Origin of the sequence: Rhodococcoides fascians A25f, assembly GCF_000760935.2 — a bacterium.
GTDB lineage: Bacteria > Actinomycetota > Actinomycetes > Mycobacteriales > Mycobacteriaceae > Rhodococcoides.
The window spans coordinates 1,781,152-1,800,878 of sequence record NZ_CP049744.1 but is presented as its reverse complement, the minus strand read 5'-3'; the positions used below and the strand labels follow the sequence as shown (position 1 = coordinate 1,800,878).

Genomic DNA, 19,727 nt, shown 5'->3' with positions numbered 1-19,727 from the left:
ATCGAGATTCAAATGCGCTGCACAACACGCATTCGCTACGGTGGGACACATGAGCCTTCCTCGTCCCGCACCCGATCGGACTGCCGTCGTGACCGGAGCGTCCTCCGGCATCGGTGCCGCCATCGCTCGCCAACTCGCGTCCCGAGGCCACGGTGTCACGCTCGTCGCCCGGCGTGCTGACAAGCTCGAAGAATTGGCACAGGAGATCCGCGCACGAGGCGTCCGCGCCGAGGTGCTGGCCGCAGATCTCTCCGACCGCACAGCGCGCGCCGAACTGCTCGGCCGCATCACCGATCTCGGCTTGGTCCCGGACATCCTGATCAACAACGCCGGACTCTCCACCCTCGGACCCGTCGCGGAATCCGACCCCGACTCCGAGATGCACATGATCGAGGTCGACGTGGTCGCCGTCGCGGACCTCTGCACCCGGTTCCTCCCCGGCATGATCGAACGACGACGCGGCGCGCTGCTCAACGTCGCGTCGACCGCCGCGTTCCAACCGTTGCCCGGGCAAGCCGGATACGGCGCATGCAAGGCGTTCGTACTCTCCTACACCCAGTCTCTGACCGGTGAACTGCGCGGAACCGGCGTGACCGCAACCGCACTGTGCCCCGGACCGGTCCAGACCGGGTTCGGCGAAGCCGCAGGCTTCGCGAAAGACGATGCAGAGAAGGCTCTTCCGTCGATCATGTGGGTCTCTGCCGAGACGGTGGCCAGGACTGCCGTCGACGACATGGCCAAGGGACGCATGGTCTCGATCCCCGGGCCCGCCAACCGCATCGGATCGATCTTCGCCCAAATCACCCCGCGAACGCTGTTGGTGCCCATGCTCACTCGTATTCATCCCGGCCTGAAGAACGGTGCGTCATCATGAAACGCGAACTCGTGGTCTCCGACAGCATTGTCGTGAACGCCGATGCAGACACCCTCTACGCTGCGATCAGCGACCCCACCAAGATGGGGCAGTGGAGCCCCGAAAACACCGGCGCAACGGTCCACGAACCTCGCGAGAGTGCTTACGTGGGAATGGTGTTCGACGGAACCAACAAGCGCGGCCGGGCGAAGTGGATCACTCGCTGTACCGTCACGGCAGCCGACCCGGGCAAGACCTTCGAGTTCCGCGTCCACGCGATCGGCAAGAGCACTCCGAAAATCAAGGGCGCGAACGCAACCTGGCGATACGACTTCGAGCAGGTCGCGGACGGCACAAAAGTCACCGAAACCTGGACCGACGACCGAACGAAATGGCCAGACGCCCTGGCCCTCGTGTTCGACAAGATCGTCACCAGCGGCAAGACGTTCCCGCAGTTCCAGCGTCGAAACATCCGTAAGACGCTGGAGAACCTTCAGAAGCGTTACGCCTGACGGCTAGGTCTGCCGGGTGTACAGGCCGAGAACGTACGAGGCCTGCCCGGCATGCTGCAGGTCGTCGGACACCACCGATACCAGTCGCGCACCCAATGTGACCGGCGGATCCCAGTTCTCGTCGACGATCCGGTCCAGATCGTCGGTCGAGATACTGCTCACGTACGCAACGGTTTTCGAGTGCACGGCGTCGTGGTACTCACGCAGCAACTCGGCGCTCGAGGTGACCTGAGCGACGTCGGAGGACGATTGGCCGTAGCCGATGTCGGACTTGTCGAACGGTAGTCCGAAACGCTCGAACCACGAGTCCGACGTCCAGACCTGTTCGCTCCCGGCCACACCCGCAATGTGGTCGTCCTGCACCCGCGTCAGGTGCCACAGCAACCACGCGATGCTGTTGGCGTCGGCGTCGGGTCGATACGTCAACGCGGCAGTGGGGATATCGTCCAGCACCGAGTGGACGAGTTCCTTGATCCGGCCGAACGCGTCGGTGAGCAGGTCGTTGTGATTCATGAAAGATCCATCTCTTCTCTGACAGCACTGATGACCACTCATGCATACCCCGATGGGGCCGGAGGGAACATCGGGGCGGGCCGAGCGCGTTGGAACGGATATGACTGCTCCAGCAATTGTGTACACCCGCACCGGCGATTCGTCCGTCCTCGAGTTGAAGGACCGCGAGGTGACCGAGCCGGCCGCAGGCGAAGTCCGCGTCCGCATCGTGGTCTCGGGCGTCAACCCGACGGACTGGAAGAACCGAACCGGCTCCGGGCCGGGTGAGAAGCTGGCATTCGACGAGGTGGTGCCGAACCAGGATGGTGCCGGAGTGGTCGACGCTGTCGGCCCCGGCGTCGATGGCGTCTCCGTCGGAGATCGTGTCTGGGTGTACCTGGCCCAGCACCAGCGTCCCTCCGGAACGGCACAGTCGTTTGCAATCCTGCCCGCCACCCGGGTGGTTCCTCTGCCCGACGGCGTCGGATTCGACGTGGGCGCAAGCCTCGGGGTGCCCGCGATGACGGCGCACCGCGCACTCACGGTGTCCGAGGACGGACCCGCGCGGCTGCACCCGGGCGCACTGGAAGGCAAGTCGGTACTCGTCGCCGGTGGTGCCGGTGCCGTCGGCCATGCCGCGATCCAACTGGCCCGCTGGGCAGGCGCGACCGTGGTGACGACGGTCAGCGGACCAGAGAAGGGTGCACTTGCGACCGCCGCAGGCGCGCATCACGTGGTGAACTACAAGGCCGGCGACGCCGCCGCCGAGATTCGTGAATTGGTGCCTGCCGGAATCGATCTCGTCGTCGAGGTTGCTCCCGCACAGAACGCCGCACTCAACGCTGCCGTGGGAGCGAACCGCGCATCGGTTGCCGTCTACGCCAACAACGGCGGCGACACCGTGACCCTCGATGTCCGGCCGAACATGGTGCTCAACACCCGCTACCAGTTCGTCCTCCTCTACACCGTGGGCGACGAGGCTCTTCGTAACGCCGAGGCCGACGTCAGCGCCGCAGCGGCCGCAGGCGTGCTGGAGGTGGGCGAAGAAACCGGTCTACCGCTGCACCGGTTCTCGCTGAGCGAGACCGCTGCCGCCCACGACGCCGTCGAGAACGGAACCGTCGGCAAGGTGCTGATCGACGTCTCCAGCGAGTAACTCAGGTGATGACCGGCAACGTGGACCACGGAAAATTGATCCACTTGTCGGTCTCTCGCCACGAATAATCCGGCTGCACAATGGTTCTGGGCTTGGTATAGATCACGGCCGACCGCACGTCGGGCGTATGCGCCTTCAGCAGGTCGATCACCAGAGCCAGGGTGCGGCCGGAATCGGCGACATCGTCGACCACGAGCAACTTCTTGCCGACGATCGCATCGGTGTCCAGAAGTGGCTCGAGGACAACAGGATCGGGCAGAGTCTCCTCGATGTCGGAGTAGAACTCGACATTGAGGGTGCCCGCAGCCTTGACGCCCATCGCATAGGCGATTGCACCCGCGGGAATGAGTCCGCCACGGGCGATCGCGATGACGATGTCCGGAACGAACCCGTCGTCGACGATCTTCCTGGTCAGATCGCGCGAGGCGTCTCCGAACGTCGCCCACGTCAGTACTTCACGTTCCTGTTCGGTCATGACAAGCCACTCTACCCAGACTCGCTTTTGCCGAAACGGCAAATTTGTTTGCGTCCACGGCCGTGAGCGGGCAGTCTCGAAGCATGGCCGACCACACACACGCTCACACTCCTCCCGCCGACCGGACCGGCGCAGAACCGGATTTCGAGAACGGTGCCTTCGACGAAGCATTCTGGGACGACCTCTACAACCAACGCACCGCCATCTGGAGCGGCAATCCCAATGCCGTGTTGGTGCAGGAAGCGTCCGAGCTGACTGCAGGCCGCGCCCTGGATATCGGCTGCGGAGAAGGTGCCGACTCCCTGTGGCTGGCCGGTGAAGGATGGCACGTGACCGGCGTCGACATCTCCGATGTCGCCCTCGGCCGCGCTCGCGCAGCACAACAGGCACTCGAGCCGCTGACATTCGCAGTGAACTGGCAACAGGAAGACGTTCTGGACTGGACTCCCCCGGCCGCGGCGTTCGATCTGGTGTCGGTGCACTTCCTGCAGGTGCCACCGGACGAACTCGAACTGACCACCCGCAGGTTCGCCGCAGCGGTCGCACCGAAGGGGCGTCTGCTGATCGTCGGCCACAGTCCCAGCGACAGCCATGCCTCGCAGCATCCGGCCAAGAACCGGCTGTTCGCACCGGAACCGGTGGTCGCTGCGGCAGGCGACGGGTTCGAGGTGATCCACGCCGAACACCGCACCCGTACGACGCCGGACGGCGACGAGCGAATCGACACGGTGGTGGTGCTGCAACGCCGGTAAACTCTTCGCGGTGCTCTCGCCGTCGACGTATCGAATTCCCCTGGCCGTCACGTTCGTCGTCGCGCTGATCGTTCTCTTCACCCCCGCGTCGGGGGTGCCTTCCGGATTTCAGCACAGCGACAAGATCATTCACTTCACGCTGTTCGCGGCCCTCGCCTACACCTCGCGTGTGGCCGACATCGGCTGGGGCCGGACGGCTTCGTGGGTACTGGCGTTCGCGGCGCTCTCGGAGTTCCTGCAGGCGATCCTGCCCCTGGGACGCTCGGGATCGGTCGCCGACGCTCTCGCCGACACTGCCGGAGTTGTGGTGGGCCTGGTCGCGGCGAACTGGGTTCTACCGCAGCGCGTCAAGAAAGCCCCGGACCTGCACTAGACTGAGTCTGCACCGGGTTTCCCCGGCCAGCGCGCGCACTCAGGAAGGAACGCCATCACCTCGTCTTCTGCCCCGCACGATATCTACCTCGTTCCACCGGAGCACGAGACAAATGATGCCGTCACCCGGGAATCTGCAGCGTCCGCAGCACGCCTGAGCGAACGATCCGACGTGGTCAGCCACGACGGCCGCTACGCACTGACGATCACCTCCACCACCCCACATCAGGCGATGGTCGAGGATCTACTGTTCGTCCGCGCCGTCCTCGAAGCCGCACGAATCAAATACCTGCTCGTTCGCGGCAACGACGAACGACCCGTCATCGCCATCGAACTGGCGGCCCGGGACGCGCTCACCACAGCGCTCGTGCACGCCTGCCGCGCCGAGCCGTTCTACTCCAAGACCGTCGACGCCCGCGGAAAAGCCGTGCTGGTTGCCGACGGCACCCTCTCGCCGTCTGCGAACGCGCGGATCGTCCGTCTCTACCGACCGCGCGTCGAGCCGTTCAGTGGGTTGTACTACGGCGCGTCGACGGCTGTGCAGATCGAACTGTGGTCCTTCTCCCCGTCCGAGATCGTGCTGCCGATCGAGAACTCCTTGACCCGCCGCAACATTCGGCCCGACGAGGCCGTCCGCGGCACCGTCGAACGCTTCGGTAGAACGTGGCCGACCATCGAGAACATGTTTGCCGACCACGCGTCGGACATCAATTTCGACATCGACATCGTGTTCTCCTGGGTCGACGGCTCGTCAGCAGAGTTCCAGGCTCAGCGTGCGCGGCGGATGGCGAACTACGTCGTCGGTGAGGGCGACGATTCAGCGGCCCGCTACCGGCAGATCGACGAACTGAAGTACGCCCTGCGGTCGGTTCACCTGTACGCACCGTGGATCAGACGCATCTTCGTGGCCACCGACTCCCCGAGGCCGGCGTGGCTCGCCGACCATCCCAAGGTGACATTCGTGCCGAACGAGGCGTTCTTCGTGGACACCTCGGTTCTGCCGACACACAACTCGCAGGCCGTCGAAAGCCAGCTGCACCACATCCCCGGCTTGTCCGAGCACTTCCTGTACTCGAACGACGACATGTTCTTCGGTCGTCCGGTCAGCCCGTCGATGTTCTTCTCCCCCGGCGGAATCAGCATGTTCATCGAGGCGACGACGCGAATCGGGTTGGGCTACAGCGACGCCGACCGCAGCGGCTTCGAGAACGCGGCGCGGGTGAACCGTCGAATCCTGCAGGACAGATTCGGAATGACCACCACCCGACATCTGGAACACGCAGCAACTCCGTTGCGCCGCAGCGTGATGCAGGAAATGGAGAACGAGTTTCCGGACGAGTTCGCCTCCACAGCGGCGAGCGCATTTCGCGCGAGTACCAACATCTCGGTGACGAACTCGCTGTACCACTACTACGCATTGATGAGTGGACGCGCGGTGGTGCAGAAGGACGCGAAGGTTCGGTACATCGACACCACGTCGGTAGCGGGCCTCGACTTGATGGAGAAGCTGCTCCCCAAGCGATCTGTCGACTTCTTCTGCCTCAACGACGGCAGCTTCCCGGAAGTCGACCTGGATCTGCGCACCCGCACCGTGACGCAGTTCCTGGACAAGTACTTCCCCATCGTCGCACCCTGGGAACGCGAACAGCGCTAGGCGTCGCTGAACGTCTTTCGTCGGGCGCTGTCTGCGATGGTGACTCCCGCCGCATCGAGCCTGCGTGCCGTCTCCTCCGCCGAGACCGCTTCTCCCACTGTGTCGTACGACCCCGTCGGCACCACCGAATGGACGACGGTGTTCTCGTAGACGTGGACCAGGTTGTATCCCTGAGCCCCGTCGCGGCCGCGCAGTCCGCCTGCGAGCACGTTGAGATCCTGGGTGTAACAGGTGGCCGATGCCACCGAGACGGGTATGCCCGCGAACGTGGCCGTAGTCGAATAGTGCAGGTGCCCGGCCAGAATGGAGCGCACATCGGTTCCGCGGAGCACGCCCGCGAGCCGCGGCTGATCGATCAGCTCGACCAGCACTGCGAGATCGAGCACGGTCGGCACCGGCGGATGGTGCATCGCCAGGATCGTCCCGAACTCGGCGGGGGTTGCGAGAGTGTCGGCCAGCCAGGCCAATTGATCGTCGCCGAGCTCGCCGTGGTGTTTGCCCGGAACCGTGGTGTCCAGGGTGACGATGCGAAGACCGTCGACATCGTGCACGCGATCGATGGACTGCCCACTCGGTTCGGCGTCGAGCAGCGTCCGACGGAACGTTGCGCGGTCGTCGTGATTACCCATCGCCCACACGATCCGTGCGCCGAGCTCCTCGGCAACCGGCTCGACCAGCGCACGGAGCTTTTCGTAGGCACCCGCCTCGCCCTTGTCGGTCAGATCTCCGGTGAACACCAACGCGTCGGGCCGCACTCCGGAGTTGCATACGTCGGTCATCACCTGTTCGAGCCGCAACTCGCTGTCCACGCCGCCGTACAACCGGCCGTCTCCGTCGACGAGATGCGTGTCACTGATATGCAGTAAGCAGTGATGGGGACGTGGGTACTCGGCCATCCGAGACTTCATCGAACTCTCGCTCACGATCGGACCTACCGTTTCACGTTCGCCCGGCCGGGCGAACGCCACTGCTGCAAGCCAAGCATACGAGCGTTCACTGAGAAAAAGCTGGTCGAATCTTGGCGGTGAACACCGCGGAAACTTTGAGCGTGTGACAGGTTGAGAGCATGACGAAACCGAAGTGGACTTCACTGCTCACGGCCGCAGCATTGACCGTGGGCACGATGGTCGGTATCGGCGTGGCCCCGGCCGCTGCGCAGGGCCTCCCTACCGTGGTTCTCGTGCACGGAGCCTTCGCCGACAGCACCAGCTGGGACGGCGTCGCAGCGAACCTGCGCGGCCGCGGCTACCCGGTGGTGACCGCAGAGAACTCGCTGCGCGGGCCCGCAATCGACGCGGCCTCCGTGACCGATGTTGTCGAGAGCATCGACGGCCCGGTGGTCCTGGTGGGCCATTCGTACGGCGGCACGGTGATCAGCAATGTGCACGCCGACAATGTGGAGGCGCTCGTCTACGTCGCCGCATTCATGCCCGTCGAAGGTGAACCCGTCGCGCTCGAACTCGATCCGTTCCGATTCCCCGTGACGGCCCTGGTTCCGCCGGTGATCGGCCTGTCGATCGTCGACGACTCGTCCAACCTGATCGGCAAGAACGTCGACTCGTACATCACGCCCGCGCTGTTCCGCCCGTTCTTCGCGCCCGACGTGAGCGAGGAGCAGGCTGCGCGCATGGTCGCTCACCAGAAGACCATCGCCGCCGGTGCACTGCTCGAGCCGAGCGGCCCACCGTCGTGGGCGCACACCCCGTCCTGGGCGTTGATCCCCCAGCAGGATCAGATCATCCCGACCTCGGCGGAGCGCTTCATGGCGCAACGGGCCGGGGCGACGGTGACCGAGGTACCGGGCTCGCACGCGATCCTGGTCTCCAACCCCGCAGCCGTGGCCGACCTTGTGGTCCAGGCTGATTCAGGCAGCTGACGCATCTCTGGACACGACTCGGGCCCGGTCACCTTTTCGAAGGTGGCCGGGCCCGAGTCGTGTCTTTCCGAGGAGCGTCAGATCCCGATGAGATCGTGATCGGAGACCTTCGACGCCAGGATGCGCAGGTGCTCGTCGGCACCACCGAGAGTGTGCTCGATGGCCACGAGCCGACTGGTGTAGTGCCCGACCGGATACTCGGCGGTGACGCCGATGCCGCCGTGCAACTGAATCGCCTCTTGGCCGAGCTTGCGCCCGGACCGCGAGATCTGCAGCTTCGCCCGCGACGCGATCGTCGTGTCCACGTTGCCGTCGGACAGTGACATCGTGGCGTAAAGGCTCATGCTGCGGGCGAGCTCGAGCAGCACGTACATGTCCGCAGCGCGGAACGTGAGCGCCTGGAACTTGGCCAGCGGAACCCCGAACTGCTTGCGCGCCTTGAGGTAATCGGTGGTCAGGCGCAGCGCTTCTTCCATCGCACCGATTGCCTCTGCACACAGCGCAGCCTGCGCCCGCACCTCGGCACCGGTGATCGCGGCAGCTGCGTTCTCGGCGGTGCCGAGCGGCTCGGCCGCGACGTCCACGAATTCGATCTGTGCGGCGCGCTGACCGTCGTGCGTGGCGTAGGACTTGCGCGTGAGACCCGTCGCGTCGGCGTCGACGACGAACAGTCCGGTTCCTCCGGCGGGAAGCACTGCACTGACGACGATCACGTCGGCGCTACCGCCGTGCGGTACCGGATTCTTGACACCGTTGATCGACCAGGACCCACCGTCCTCGGTGGCCGTGGTGGCGACCTCGATGTTGGGCCAGCGACTGCCGGATTCGTTGTGCGCGAACGCCAGCATCGACGATCCCTCGGCCACCGGCGGCAGGAGCCGCGAGCGCTGCTCGGCACTGCCGAGCTCGGAGATCAACCCGCCCGGAACGAGGACGGCATCGAGAATCGGCTCGGGTGCGAGGCGTCGTCCGACCTCGGTCATCACCGCCATGATCTCCACGGGACCGGCGTCCATGCCGCCGTCTTCCTCGCTGAACGTCAGACCCAGCAGGCCGACCTCGGCCAGCTGCTTCCAGACGTCGGTGCTCCAACCCAGCTCACCGGCAACGATCTTGTTGCGCTTCTCGGTGTCGTAGGCCCGCGTGAGGACCTCACGAGTGGTGTCGCGCAGCAGCTTCTGCTCTTCGTTGAGTTCGAAATCCATGTCTTCAGATGCTCCCTTACAGTCCGAGAATCGCCGAGGCGATGATGGTGCGCTGAACCTCGTTCGAGCCGCCGTAGATCGACACCTTGCGGTAGTTGAGATACCCCGGTACCGAGCGCTGCGCCCAGCCTTCGCTCTCGATGTCCTCGCCCGCCTCGTAGGGCAGCGAGTCCGGGCCGGCGACGTCCATCAGCAATTCGGTTGTGGCTTGCTGCAATTCCGATCCCCGCAGCTTGAGAATGGACGAGGCCGGATTCGGCTTGCCGTCGTCCGAGCTGGACACCAGGCGCAGCTGAGTCAGCTCGAGGGCGAGCAGTTCGTTCTCGACCTCGGCCATCTTGGCCGCGAACAGTGGATCCTCGAGCAGCGTGCCGCTGCCCACCTTGGTCTGCGCGGCGTGCTTCTTCGCCTGTCCCAGATGCACTTTGGTGTGTCCGGCCCGGGCGACGCCGGTGCGCTCGTTACCGAGCAGGAACTTGGCGTAGCTCCAACCCTGGTTCTCCTCGCCGACGAGGTTCTCGGCCGGAACGCGAACGTTGTCGAAGAAGACCTCGTTGACCTCGACGCTGCCGTCGATCAGCTTGATGGGCCGCATCTCGATGCCGGGGGTGTTCAGATCGATGAGCAGGAAGGAGATTCCGGCCTGTTTCTTCGGCGCGTCCGGGTTGGTCCGCACGAGCGCGAAGATCCAGTCGGCGTACTGGCCGAGCGTGGTCCACGTCTTCTGCCCGTTGACGATGTAGTCGTCACCGTCTCGAATAGCGGTGGTGCGCAGCGACGCCAGGTCCGATCCGGCCTCGGGCTCGGAGAAGCCCTGGCACCACCAGATGTCGAGGTTCGCCGTCTTCGGCAGGAACTTCTCCTTGAGCTCCTGAGAGCCGAACGTCGCGATGACCGGGCCGACCATCGAGGCGTTGAAGGCCAGGGGCTCGGGCACCGACGCCAGCTGCATTTCGTCGAGCCAGATGTGGCGCTGCACGGCGGTCCAGTCGCGGCCACCGAACTCGGTGGGCCAGTGCGGCACCGCCAGGCCGTTCTCGTTGAGGATTCGCATGGTCGTGACCACCTCGTCCTTGCTCAACTCCTGACCCGTCGCGCTCTTCTCGCGAATCTCGGCGGGGAACTTCGTAGTGAAGAACGTCCGCATCTCGTCACGGAACGCGGCCTCTTCTTCTGTCAGGGCAAGATTCATCGACAATCCTCCAAGCTCGTTCACGTATCTTCGTATCGACCGTACTCCCTGGTAACTCTGGGATATTCTCCGCTCACTATGACTTTTCTGGCACTGGTTCGGCACGGTGAAACGAACTGGAATCTGCACGGGCGTCTGCAGGGCTCGTCGGACATTCCGCTCAACGACACCGGCCGTGCTCAGGCCCGCGAGGCCGGCTACGAACTCGAGTACCGCCAGTGGGACCACCTGGTCAGTTCACCGTTGATCCGAGCAGCCGAAACCGCCGACATCATCGGTACGCACCTCGGCCTGACACGCACCGCCGAGTTCCCCGATCTGGCCGAACGACACTTCGGCGAGGCCGAAGGATTCACCGACTGGGATGCGTATTCGCACTGGCCGAACGGCATGTACCCAGGCTTGGAGCCCCGCTCGGATCTGATCGTGCGAGGCGTGCGCGCCGTCGACGACATCGCGTCGCGCTACCCGGACTCGGCGGTGATCGCCGTGGCACACGGCGGCGTCATTCGGGCGATCTTCGACGCGATCCGACGGCGGCACTCCCCACGCATCCTCAACGCCGGAGTGTCCACCCTCGAGCACGACGGTTCTCGCTGGACCGTTCGCACCATCAACGGTGTTGCGGTCTGACAGGATTTTCGTTCATGGAGATCGAACGTCGCATCACCGAACTCGGTTTCACGTTGCCCGGGGAACCGACCGCGCCGCCTGGTTTCGAGTTCTCGTTCGAGTGGGTGCGGGTACGGGGCAATAGAGTGTTCGCCTCCGGCCACTCGCCACTGGCACCCGACGGAACACTGGCGGGACCCTTCGGTGCAGTTCCGTCCCAGGTGAGTCTGGACGCAGCCACCGATGCCGCGCGCGACACCGCATTGGCTCTCCTCGGTAGCGTCGCCCGCGCCGTCGGCGATCTCGATCGAATCAGCGCGTGGCTCACCGTCACCGGTTCGGTCAATGCCGATCACGGCTTCACCCAGACCACAACGGTCGTCAACGGCTTCTCCGATCTGGTGCTGGCGATCTTCGGTCCCGAAATCGGTGCGCACGCACGCACTGCACTCGGGGTGGCGGCACTACCGATGAACAACACCGTGGTGGTGTCAGCGGAATTGGAGATCGACGGGTAGGTTTCGGAGCACTCGTAGTTACGGTGAAAGCAGGCGCGGATGGTGCGCAGATCTACCCTTGCTCTGGTCGCGATTCTGATCGCCATACTGGGGTTGTCCGGATGCAGCTCGTCCTCGCAGTCGTTGCTGGACCGCGTCCGCGACGACGGGGTGCTGGTGGTCGGCACCGAAGGCACCTACAGCCCGTTCAGCTATCAGGGCGCGGACGGGCAGCTCACCGGGTACGACATCGACGTGATCACCGCAGTCGGTGCCGAATTGGGGGTGCGTGTCGACTTCGTGCAGACCCCGTTCGATTCGATATTCGCCGGCCTGCAATCCCAGCGATTCGACCTCATCGCCAACCAGGTCTCGATCACCCCGGCCCGGCAATCGGCATACGACCTGTCCACGCCCTACACGGTGTCGGAAGGTCAGATCCTCACCGCTGCAGACGACTCCACTATTTCGACTCTGGCCGACCTGGCAGGCAAGACCACCGCCCAATCCTCGACGAGCAACTGGGCCGAGGTCGCGGCGAACGCAGGAGCCAACGTCGAAGCCGTCGAGGGATTCGTCCAGGCCGTCACCCTCGTCAAGGACGGCCGCGTCGACGCCACCGTCAACGACTCCCTTGCGATCGCCGAATACCTACAGCAGACCGGCGATACCGGTGTGAAAATCGCCGGCGAGACCGGGGACACGACACTGCAATCCTTCGTGGCCCGCAAGAACAGCGGCCTGATGGACGAGGTCGATACGGCCGTCGACACGCTGCGCGAGAACGGCACCATCGCCGAGATCTCGAACAAGTACTTCGGTAGCGACGTCGCCGCTCCGACGGCCGACACCGAGGTCCCCGTGAGCGAGGACGCGGGAACCACTGCACCGTCGAAAATGCAGTTGGTGCTCGACAACCTGTGGCCGATGCTGAAAGCCACTGTCACCATGACCATTCCGTTGACGGCCATCAGTTTTGTCGTCGGACTCGTCATCGCCCTCGCGGTCGCGTTGGCTCGAATCTCGTCGATGAAGCCGCTCGCCGCAGTCGCTCGGTTCTACGTCTCGATCATTCGCGGCACTCCCCTACTGCTGCAACTGTTCATCATCTTCTACGGGCTACCGCAGTTCGGCATCGTGATCTCACCGTTCCCGGCCGCAGTGGTCGCGTTCTCGTTGAACGTCGGTGGTTATGCCGCCGAGGTCATCCGTGCCGCGATACTGAGCGTGCCCAAGGGACAATGGGAGGCCGCGCAGACCATCGGCATGGGATACCGAACCACGTTGCAGCGCATCGTGCTTCCGCAAGCACTACGCACCGCGGTACCACCGTTGTCGAACACGCTGATCTCGCTGGTCAAGGACACCTCGCTCGCGTCGACCATCCTGGTGACCGAGCTGCTGCGCGTCGCGCAACTCGCGGCGGCACCGACCTTCGACTTCTTCACCCTCTACTCCGTTGCAGCGCTCTACTACTGGCTGATCTGCATCGTTCTCTCGTTCTTCCAAGGCAAGCTCGAAGTCCGACTCGACAGGTACGTGGCGAAATGACAGACCTGCTGGAAGTTTCCGCTCTGAAGAAGTCGTTCGGGCCACTCGAGGTGCTGAAGGACATCTCGTTCACCGTTCCGTCCGGGACGGTCACCGTCATCATCGGGCCGTCCGGATCCGGCAAGACCACGGTGCTTCGCACGTTGAACGCACTCGACCGAGCCGACGCAGGGGTCATCCGAATCGGCGACGTGTCGGTGGATTTCGCTCAGCCCGTCGGCGCGCCGCAACTGCGTCACTTCCGCGCCCAGAGTGGCATGGTGTTCCAGAGCCACAACCTGTTTCCGCACAAGACGGTGCTGCAGAACATCATCGAGGGACCGGTGATCGTGCAGAAGCGCGCCAAGGACGACGCCATTCGCGATGCACACGCAATCCTCGACCAGATCGGCCTCGACGCCAAGTCCGATCAATACCCGTTCCAGCTCTCCGGCGGCCAGCAACAGCGCGTCGGAATTGCTCGCGCCCTCGCCCTGCACCCCAAACTAATGCTGTTCGACGAGCCCACCTCGGCCCTCGATCCCGAACTCGTGGGCGAAGTGCTGGCCGTCATCAAAAGCCTTGCCGCCGAAGGCTGGACGATGGTGATCGTGACGCACGAAATCCGCTTCGCGCAGCAGGTCGCCGATCAGGTGCTGTTCATCGAGAACGGCGTCGTCCTCGAACGCGGCACGCCGGAGCAGGTGCTCGTGAATCCGACGGAGCCCCGTACCCGGCAGTTCCTGCAGCGGATATTGGCCTAGAGCGCTACGCGCATGTGAGTAAAACTTCGTAGCAGGGGTCGAGTTTCCACTCACATGCGGCGAAGCCGCTCTAGCACCTTGTCCAGGGTGATCGGCAGGTCGCGGACTCGGACGCCGGTGGCGTTGTAGACCGCATTACCGATGGCCGCCGAGGAACCGACCGCACCGATCTCACCGATTCCCTTGCCGCCCATCGGCGCGAGTTCCGTATCGACCTCGTCGATCCACACGGCCTCGAGATCGGTGACGTCCGCACACGCCGGGATGTGATACTCGGCGAGATCGTGGTTGGCGAACCCGCCGAACTCGTGATCGACGATGCCACTTTCCATCAGCGCCATCCCGAGCCCGAACGTCATGCCGCCGATGAGCTGAGACCGAGCCAGCCGTGGATTCATCACCGCGCCGATGCCGAACACCCCGAGCATCCGACGCACCCGTACCTCACCGGTGTCGATGTCCACGGCAACCTCGGCGAACTGAGCGCCGAAAGCCATGCGCGCCAGCTCCTTCTGCCCCTCCACGTCATCGGTCGTATCGGCCTCGGCCGAGTTGCCCGGCTCGTAGGAACCCTGGGATTTCAGCTCGTGACACACCTTGGTGACGGCCCAGCCCCACGACGAGGTACCCGAGGAGCCGCCGGCACCAGGCGCTTTCGGCAGTGCGCTGTCGCCGAGTTCGAGTGTGACGGTATCCGCGTCGACTTCGAGAGCGTCGGCGGCAATCTGTCGCAGCACGGTCCGCGCACCGGTACCGATGTCCGACGCAGCGACGGACACCGTGATCGTGCCGTCCTGCTCCACTCGCGCCGCCGCAGTACTCGGCGAAATCAGCACCGGGTAGCTGGCCGTCGCGACCCCCATGCCCACCAGGACGTTGTCTTCTCTACGCTGTCCCGGCGTCGAGACCCGACGGTCCCAGCCGAACTTCTCGGCACCCTCGCGTAGGCATTGCACCACGCTGCGTGAGCTGAACGGGTTCCCGCTCGCAGGGTCGACGGCGGGCTCGTTGCGAATGCGCAACTCGATCGGGTCGATTCCGGTGGCCTCGGCCAGCTCGTCGATGGCCGTTTCGACGGCGAACATGCCGGGCGCTTCGCCGGGTGCCCGCATCCATCGCGGCGTTCCGACGTCCAGCTTCGCGAGTCGGTGGGTTGTGCGACGGTTCGGCGCCGCGTAGATGTGCCGAGTCGATTCCGAGGTCTGCTCGCAGAACTCGAAGATCGTACTGGTCTGCTGAAACGAATCGTGCGCGATCGCCGTCAGTGCGCCGCTCGAATCAGCACCCAGGCGAACATGATTGAGCGTCGGGGTGCGGTATCCGACGACATCGAACAGCGCCTGCCTCGGCAGGACCAGCTTGACGGTCTTGCCGGTGGCCCGCGCAGCCATCGCGGCGAGGACCGCATTGGGCCGAGTGCTGCCCTTCGCTCCGAATCCGCCGCCGACGTTCTCTGCGATCACGCGAACGTTCTCGGGTTCGAGACCGAACGCCGTAGCCAGATCACCTTGAACGCCCGACGGTGCCTGCGTCGAATCCCACAGTGTCAGAACGTCATCGGACCACTGCGCCGTGGTGGCATGCGGCTCCATAGGACTGTTGTGCATCGGAGCCGTCGAGTACCAGCTGTCGATCACGTGCTCGGCCGTCCCCAACGCAGCATCCGGATCGCCGACCGTGACATCGGTGGGGAACCCTGCGTTGACGGATTCGGGCGCGTACAGCGAGCTGTGCTCGGCGGTCAGCGTGTTGTCGGGTGAGCGAACATCGCCGTACCGCACCTGCACGCCGGCTGCGGCGGCGCGGGCATCCTGGAGGGTGTCGGCCACGACGACGGCCACGATCTGACCGCGATAGGCAACGGTATTCGACTGCAGCACATGCAGTTCGGCGTCCTCGACCTCGCCGAGCTTCTCGGCGTTGCCGTGCCACAGGACGGCGTGCACCGAGGAGTCGGCACCGAGTTCGACGTGTTCGACCGTCCCGGCGGGAACTGTTGCGGGCACGTACCAGGCATACAACTGCCCGACGGCCGGCGGCTGTTCGGCGGCGTAGCGCGCCCTACCGGTGACCTTGGCGATGGACTCGGTACGCCGAATCGACTGTCCGATCGAGGCCGTCATGATCGGTCTCCCATTTCTTTCGTAGCGCTCGATTCCACGAGTTCGACCAGAGTGCGGGCAACCAGATTGATCACCAGCGGAATCTTGAACGCGTTGTCGCGTAACGGCTCTGCTGCATCGAGCTCGAGCGCCACGGCCCGCCGGAACGACGCCTCCTCGGCGGCCGTGCCCAACAGCGCGTGTTCGGCGGTGTGCGCTCGCCACGGCTTGTGCGCGACGCCGCCCAACGCGATCGACACTCCGCGCACGATTCCGTCCTCGACGTCGAGAACAGCGGCAACCGAGGCGACCGCGAATGCGTAGGACTGCCGATCCCGCACCTTGCGGTAGGTGGAGACGGCGGTGTCGGCCGGCTTCGGAATCTCTATCGCCGTGACGATCTCGTCCCGAGCCACCGTGTTGTCGCGCTCAGGCTCGTCCCCTGGGAGCCTGAAGAAGTCGTCGATCGCGAGAACACGTTCGCCGTCGACTCCGCGAACGACGATGCTCGCATCGAGTGCCGACAGCGCAACCGCCATATCCGAGGGGTGCGTCGCCACGCAGGCCTGCGAAGCCCCGAGAATGGCCAGGTTTCGGTGTTCACCCGTGCGCGCAGGGCAGCCCGAGCCTGGTTCGCGCTTGTTGCACGGCTTCGAAGAGTCCATGAAATACACACACCGAGTGCGCTGGAACAGGTTTCCGCCGGTGGTCGCCATGTTGCGTAGTTGACCCGACGCACCGGAGAGCACCGCCCGCGAGAGCACCGGGTAGCGCTGGCGCACCACCGGATGCACGGCGAGGTCGCTGTTGGTCACGGCCGCACCGATACGCAGGGAACCGTCGGCGATCACCTCGATGTCGTGCAACGGCAATCGCGTCACATCGATCAGAGTCGACGGGCTCGACACCCCGAGCTTCATCAGATCGACGAGGTTGGTTCCTCCGCCGAGCACCATCGCGTGCTCGTCCCGGGCGAGGCGGGCCACTGCGTCGTCGACCGCGGTAGCGGCGTCGTACTCGAAGGTCTTCACGATGCGTCCTGGACGGCCGGAACGATGTTGGCGTACGCACCGCAGCGACAGAGGTTGCCGCTCATACGTTCTCGTACTTCGCCGGAATCGAGTTCGACGTCGGTGGCCTCGAGGTCCTCGGTGACGGCACTGGGCCATCCCTGCTTGGCCTCTTCGATCACCGCGACCGCCGAGCAGATCTGCCCGGACGTGCAGTACCCGCACTGGAACGCGTCACGATCGACGAAGGCCTGTTGCACCGGGTGCAGCGTGTCGCCGTCGGACAACCCCTCGACCGTGGTGATCTCGCGATCCTGCTGCGCGACAGCGAACGTCAGGCAGCTATTGATCCGGCGACCCTCGACCAGAACGGTGCAGGCACCGCACTGCCCGTGATCGCACCCCTTCTTGGCCCCGATGAGATCGAGGTTCTCTCGCAATGCGTCGAGCAGGGTGGTTCGGGTGTCGCAGTCGATCTCGCGATCGGTGCCGTTGACACGCAGAGTGACGTGGGTCATGTGCGGCTGGATACCCGCGGCCTCGGCCACCAAACGCTCGACCTCGAGGTCGTGCGCGGAAACTCGTAGTGGGCTACGAGTTGCCGCGCACGTGCGCGCTAGCGCCTACCCTTGAACTTCCCGCCGCCGCGCGGCCCGCCGCTGCGTCCGGGAGGACCGGAGTCGGGCTGCAACTGAATCAGCACGCCACTGATGCGGGTTCGGCGCAATGCCTCGACCGTCTCGTCGGCGAGGTCGGCCGGTAGCTCGACCAGCGAGTGATCGGGGCGAATGCTGATGTGCCCGAAGTCGCTTCGGCGCAGTCCGCCTTCGTTGGCGATGGCACCGACGATGGCACCGGGAGCGACGTGATGACGCTTTCCGACGCTGATGCGGTACGTCGCCATCTCCTGGCCCGTCTTGCGGTGATGCGAGCTGGCCGCATCCTCGTCGAACGTGCGAGGGGGACGCGGTTCGCGAGGCTCACGGGGTGCCCGCGGCGGGGCAGGCGGCTCGGGCTTGAGCAGGAACGCTTCGCCGTCGCGCGACTGGATGGCCAGCGCTGCTGCGATGTCGACCAACGGCACGTCGTGCTCGCGCTCGTAGTCCTCGATGAGACGGCGGAACAGAGCCAGATTCTCGTTGCCGAGGCTCTCGGTGATGGAGTCCTTGAACTTCGTCACGCGCTGCGCATTGACGTCGTCGACGCTGGGTAACTGCATCTCGGTGATGGGCTGACGCGTCGCACGTTCGATGGCCTTGAGCAGGTGACGCTCCCGGGGCGCGACGAACAACAGAGCCTGACCGGCGCGACCCGCTCGGCCGGTGCGACCGATGCGGTGCACGTAGGACTCGGTGTCGTGCGGGATGTCGTAGTTGATGACGTGCGAGATCCGGTCGACGTCGAGACCGCGAGCAGCCACGTCGGTGGCCACCAGAATGTCGATCTGGCCGTTCTTGAGCTGGCCGATGGTGCGCTCACGCTGAGCCTGCACGATGTCACCGTTGATTGCCGCGGCCGAGAAGCCCCGTGCGCGCAGTTTCTCGGCGAGCTCCTCGGTGGCCTGCTTGGTGCGCACGAACATGATCATGGCCTCGAACTCTTCGACCTCGAAGATTCGAGTCAGCGCCTCGAGCTTGCGCTGATGGGCAACCTGCACGTAGCGCTGGGTGATGTTCGGTGCCGTCGACGTCTTGGTCTTGACGGTGATCTCCACCGGGTCGTGCAGATACTGCTTGGAGATCTTGCGAATCGCTGCCGGCATCGTCGCCGAGAACAACGCGACCTGCTTGTACTCGGGAGTGTCGGACAGGATGCGCTCGACGTCCTCCTGGAAACCCATCTTGAGCATCTCGTCGGCCTCGTCGAGCACGAGGTATTCGAGCCCGGACAGGTCGAGCGTGCCCTTCTCGAGGTGGTCGATCACACGGCCCGGTGTACCGACGATGATCTGGGCACCCTTGCGCAGGCCGGACAGCTGAATGCCGTACGCCTGGCCGCCGTAGATCGGCAGAATGTGCAGGCCGGGGATATGGGTGGCGTATTTGCCGAACGCCTCGGCGACCTGGAGTGCCAGCTCGCGCGTCGGGGCGAGCACCAATGCCTGCGGCACCCGACGCGAGACGTCGAGACGAGACAGGATCGGCACCGCGAACGCCGCGGTCTTACCGGTTCCGGTCTGCGCGAGGCCGACGACGTCGTTGCCCGCCATCAACGGTGGAATGGTGGCCGCCTGAATCGGCGACGGGCTCTCGTAACCGACGTCGCGCAGGGCCTTCAGGACCCGCTCGTCTATTCCGAGATCGGCAAAGGTGATGTCGTCATCCGTCGTCGAAGGCGACTCACCTGCGTGGCCCTGGACGGGAGGGGTCGAACTCGTCTCGTCAGACGTCACGGCGGCATCCTGATCAGATTCTGAAGTGCTCATATATCGCCGAGTTTAGTACCTGCTCGACCCCAGCGACCCCTTCTACGCTGATCAGGTGACGAAAACGGTGCCACCGACACCTCGTGCGAGCAGCCTCACAGACACGACCCGGCGGCGAGGGGCGGCTGCGGACGGTTAAGTTGTACTCCGAGTCACACTCAACTCCCCCTGAGCCGACCAAAAATTCACAAACCGGACACCCTCGGTGGTGCGTTACGGACCGGGGTGTGATGAAATGCACAACTACC

20 protein-coding genes are annotated in these 19,727 nt (G+C 64.6%); 11 read left to right on the top strand and 9 right to left on the bottom strand.

The window, feature by feature from the left end; translation table 11 throughout:
• Positions 1-49: 49 nt before the first annotated feature.
• Positions 50-874: an SDR family NAD(P)-dependent oxidoreductase gene (locus BH93_RS08695; RefSeq protein WP_037178043.1), complete on the top strand. Its 825-nt coding sequence runs from the start codon at positions 50-52 to the stop codon at positions 872-874.
• Positions 871-1,365 carry an SRPBCC family protein gene (locus BH93_RS08690; protein ID WP_037177732.1) on the top strand — a complete coding sequence of 165 codons (495 nt, stop codon included), beginning with the start codon at positions 871-873 and terminating at the stop codon, positions 1,363-1,365. Before BH93_RS08695 ends, BH93_RS08690 begins: the two co-directional genes overlap by 4 nt.
• Positions 1,366-1,368: 3 nt before the next feature.
• Here the strand turns inward: BH93_RS08690 and BH93_RS08685 are convergent, their stop codons facing one another.
• Positions 1,369-1,878, bottom strand: a complete 510-nt coding sequence (locus tag BH93_RS08685) for a mycothiol transferase (protein WP_037177729.1) — start codon at positions 1,876-1,878, stop codon at positions 1,369-1,371.
• 100 nt (positions 1,879-1,978) lie between these two features.
• On the opposite strand from BH93_RS08685, the gene BH93_RS08680 reads away from it, so the two are divergent.
• Positions 1,979-3,013 (top strand): NADPH:quinone reductase, encoded by a 1,035-nt coding sequence (locus BH93_RS08680; protein ID WP_037177726.1) that lies wholly within the window; start codon positions 1,979-1,981, stop codon positions 3,011-3,013.
• 1 nt (position 3,014) lies between these two features.
• Here BH93_RS08680 and BH93_RS08675 read toward each other — a convergent pair whose 3' ends face one another.
• A complete protein-coding gene (locus BH93_RS08675) occupies positions 3,015-3,488 on the bottom strand; it encodes a phosphoribosyltransferase (RefSeq protein ID WP_032380613.1) in 474 nt (157 codons plus the stop codon).
• An 83-nt stretch (positions 3,489-3,571) separates the two neighbouring features.
• Here BH93_RS08675 and BH93_RS08670 point away from each other — a divergent pair, with 83 nt between their 5' ends.
• The 3 genes from BH93_RS08670 to BH93_RS08660 all read left to right on the top strand — a co-directional run bounded on the left by BH93_RS08670 (position 3,572) and on the right by BH93_RS08660 (position 6,266).
• Positions 3,572-4,240, top strand: a complete 669-nt coding sequence (locus BH93_RS08670; RefSeq protein ID WP_052065902.1) for a class I SAM-dependent methyltransferase — start codon at positions 3,572-3,574, stop codon at positions 4,238-4,240.
• A 10-nt stretch (positions 4,241-4,250) separates the two neighbouring features.
• Positions 4,251-4,613 carry a VanZ family protein gene (locus BH93_RS08665; RefSeq protein WP_037177724.1) on the top strand — a complete coding sequence of 121 codons (363 nt, stop codon included), beginning with the start codon at positions 4,251-4,253 and terminating at the stop codon, positions 4,611-4,613.
• 153 nt (positions 4,614-4,766) lie between these two features.
• Entirely contained in the window at positions 4,767-6,266 is a 1,500-nt protein-coding gene (locus tag BH93_RS08660; protein WP_197914652.1) for a stealth family protein, read from the top strand.
• On the opposite strand, the gene BH93_RS08655 is transcribed toward BH93_RS08660, so the two are convergent.
• Positions 6,263-7,174 carry a phosphodiesterase gene (locus BH93_RS08655; protein ID WP_037178037.1) on the bottom strand — a complete coding sequence of 304 codons (912 nt, stop codon included), beginning with the start codon at positions 7,172-7,174 and terminating at the stop codon, positions 6,263-6,265. The two genes, BH93_RS08660 and BH93_RS08655, sit on opposite strands and share 4 nt — an antisense overlap.
• A gap of 158 nt (positions 7,175-7,332) precedes the next feature.
• On the opposite strand from BH93_RS08655, the gene BH93_RS08650 reads away from it, so the two are divergent.
• Entirely contained in the window at positions 7,333-8,142 is an 810-nt protein-coding gene (locus tag BH93_RS08650; protein WP_165712663.1) for an alpha/beta hydrolase, read from the top strand.
• A 77-nt stretch (positions 8,143-8,219) separates the two neighbouring features.
• On the opposite strand, the gene BH93_RS08645 is transcribed toward BH93_RS08650, so the two are convergent.
• Both BH93_RS08645 and BH93_RS08640 read right to left on the bottom strand, forming a co-directional pair.
• On the bottom strand, positions 8,220-9,347 hold the full coding sequence (locus BH93_RS08645) for an acyl-CoA dehydrogenase family protein (RefSeq protein ID WP_032403844.1): 1,128 nt from the start codon (positions 9,345-9,347) through the stop codon (positions 8,220-8,222).
• A 16-nt stretch (positions 9,348-9,363) separates the two neighbouring features.
• Positions 9,364-10,539 (bottom strand): acyl-CoA dehydrogenase family protein, encoded by a 1,176-nt coding sequence (locus BH93_RS08640; RefSeq protein WP_037172276.1) that lies wholly within the window; start codon positions 10,537-10,539, stop codon positions 9,364-9,366.
• Between the two features lie 78 nt (positions 10,540-10,617).
• Between BH93_RS08640 and BH93_RS08635 the strand changes: the two genes are divergently transcribed.
• From BH93_RS08635 to BH93_RS08620, 4 genes are read left to right on the top strand one after another with little or no spacing between them, the layout of a single operon-like run.
• Complete coding sequence (locus BH93_RS08635; RefSeq protein WP_037172277.1) at positions 10,618-11,172, top strand: histidine phosphatase family protein; 555 nt, start codon at positions 10,618-10,620, stop codon at positions 11,170-11,172.
• 14 nt (positions 11,173-11,186) lie between these two features.
• Complete coding sequence (locus BH93_RS08630) at positions 11,187-11,669, top strand: RidA family protein (RefSeq protein WP_037172278.1); 483 nt, start codon at positions 11,187-11,189, stop codon at positions 11,667-11,669.
• 39 nt (positions 11,670-11,708) lie between these two features.
• On the top strand, positions 11,709-13,199 hold the full coding sequence (locus tag BH93_RS08625) for an ABC transporter permease subunit (protein WP_080738947.1): 1,491 nt from the start codon (positions 11,709-11,711) through the stop codon (positions 13,197-13,199).
• The gene (locus BH93_RS08620) at positions 13,196-13,942 is read left to right on the top strand and encodes an amino acid ABC transporter ATP-binding protein (protein ID WP_037172280.1); all 747 of its coding nucleotides are present in this window, start codon (positions 13,196-13,198) and stop codon (positions 13,940-13,942) included. The genes BH93_RS08625 and BH93_RS08620 overlap by 4 nt, the downstream gene beginning before the upstream one ends.
• A 50-nt stretch (positions 13,943-13,992) precedes the next feature.
• On the opposite strand, the gene BH93_RS08615 is transcribed toward BH93_RS08620, so the two are convergent.
• The 4 genes from BH93_RS08615 to BH93_RS08600 all read right to left on the bottom strand — a co-directional run bounded on the left by BH93_RS08615 (position 13,993) and on the right by BH93_RS08600 (position 19,479).
• A complete protein-coding gene (locus BH93_RS08615) occupies positions 13,993-16,065 on the bottom strand; it encodes a xanthine dehydrogenase family protein molybdopterin-binding subunit (RefSeq protein WP_197914580.1) in 2,073 nt (690 codons plus the stop codon).
• The gene (locus BH93_RS08610) at positions 16,062-17,075 is read right to left on the bottom strand and encodes an FAD binding domain-containing protein (protein WP_037172282.1); all 1,014 of its coding nucleotides are present in this window, start codon (positions 17,073-17,075) and stop codon (positions 16,062-16,064) included. The genes BH93_RS08615 and BH93_RS08610 overlap by 4 nt, the downstream gene beginning before the upstream one ends.
• Entirely contained in the window at positions 17,072-17,572 is a 501-nt protein-coding gene (locus BH93_RS08605; RefSeq protein WP_037153784.1) for a 2Fe-2S iron-sulfur cluster-binding protein, read from the bottom strand. The genes BH93_RS08610 and BH93_RS08605 overlap by 4 nt, the downstream gene beginning before the upstream one ends.
• Positions 17,573-17,670: 98 nt before the next feature.
• Complete coding sequence (locus BH93_RS08600; protein ID WP_032380623.1) at positions 17,671-19,479, bottom strand: DEAD/DEAH box helicase; 1,809 nt, start codon at positions 19,477-19,479, stop codon at positions 17,671-17,673.
• Between the last annotated feature and the right edge of the window lie 248 nt (positions 19,480-19,727).

Coding starts and splice junctions, on each gene's coding strand:
- BH93_RS08695 (WP_037178043.1), top strand. CDS start 50: ATGAGCCTTCCTCGTCCCGCACCCGATCGGACTGCCGTCGTGACCGGA.
- BH93_RS08690 (WP_037177732.1), top strand. CDS start 871: ATGAAACGCGAACTCGTGGTCTCCGACAGCATTGTCGTGAACGCCGAT.
- BH93_RS08685 (WP_037177729.1), bottom strand. CDS start 1,878: ATGAATCACAACGACCTGCTCACCGACGCGTTCGGCCGGATCAAGGAA.
- BH93_RS08680 (WP_037177726.1), top strand. CDS start 1,979: ATGACTGCTCCAGCAATTGTGTACACCCGCACCGGCGATTCGTCCGTC.
- BH93_RS08675 (WP_032380613.1), bottom strand. CDS start 3,488: ATGACCGAACAGGAACGTGAAGTACTGACGTGGGCGACGTTCGGAGAC.
- BH93_RS08670 (WP_052065902.1), top strand. CDS start 3,572: ATGGCCGACCACACACACGCTCACACTCCTCCCGCCGACCGGACCGGC.
- BH93_RS08655 (WP_037178037.1), bottom strand. CDS start 7,174: ATGAAGTCTCGGATGGCCGAGTACCCACGTCCCCATCACTGCTTACTG.
- BH93_RS08650 (WP_165712663.1), top strand. CDS start 7,333: ATGACGAAACCGAAGTGGACTTCACTGCTCACGGCCGCAGCATTGACC.
- BH93_RS08645 (WP_032403844.1), bottom strand. CDS start 9,347: ATGGATTTCGAACTCAACGAAGAGCAGAAGCTGCTGCGCGACACCACT.
- BH93_RS08640 (WP_037172276.1), bottom strand. CDS start 10,539: ATGAATCTTGCCCTGACAGAAGAAGAGGCCGCGTTCCGTGACGAGATG.
- BH93_RS08635 (WP_037172277.1), top strand. CDS start 10,618: ATGACTTTTCTGGCACTGGTTCGGCACGGTGAAACGAACTGGAATCTG.
- BH93_RS08630 (WP_037172278.1), top strand. CDS start 11,187: ATGGAGATCGAACGTCGCATCACCGAACTCGGTTTCACGTTGCCCGGG.
- BH93_RS08625 (WP_080738947.1), top strand. CDS start 11,709: ATGGTGCGCAGATCTACCCTTGCTCTGGTCGCGATTCTGATCGCCATA.
- BH93_RS08620 (WP_037172280.1), top strand. CDS start 13,196: ATGACAGACCTGCTGGAAGTTTCCGCTCTGAAGAAGTCGTTCGGGCCA.
- BH93_RS08615 (WP_197914580.1), bottom strand. CDS start 16,065: ATGACGGCCTCGATCGGACAGTCGATTCGGCGTACCGAGTCCATCGCC.
- BH93_RS08605 (WP_037153784.1), bottom strand. CDS start 17,572: ATGACCCACGTCACTCTGCGTGTCAACGGCACCGATCGCGAGATCGAC.
- BH93_RS08600 (WP_032380623.1), bottom strand. CDS start 19,479: ATGAGCACTTCAGAATCTGATCAGGATGCCGCCGTGACGTCTGACGAG.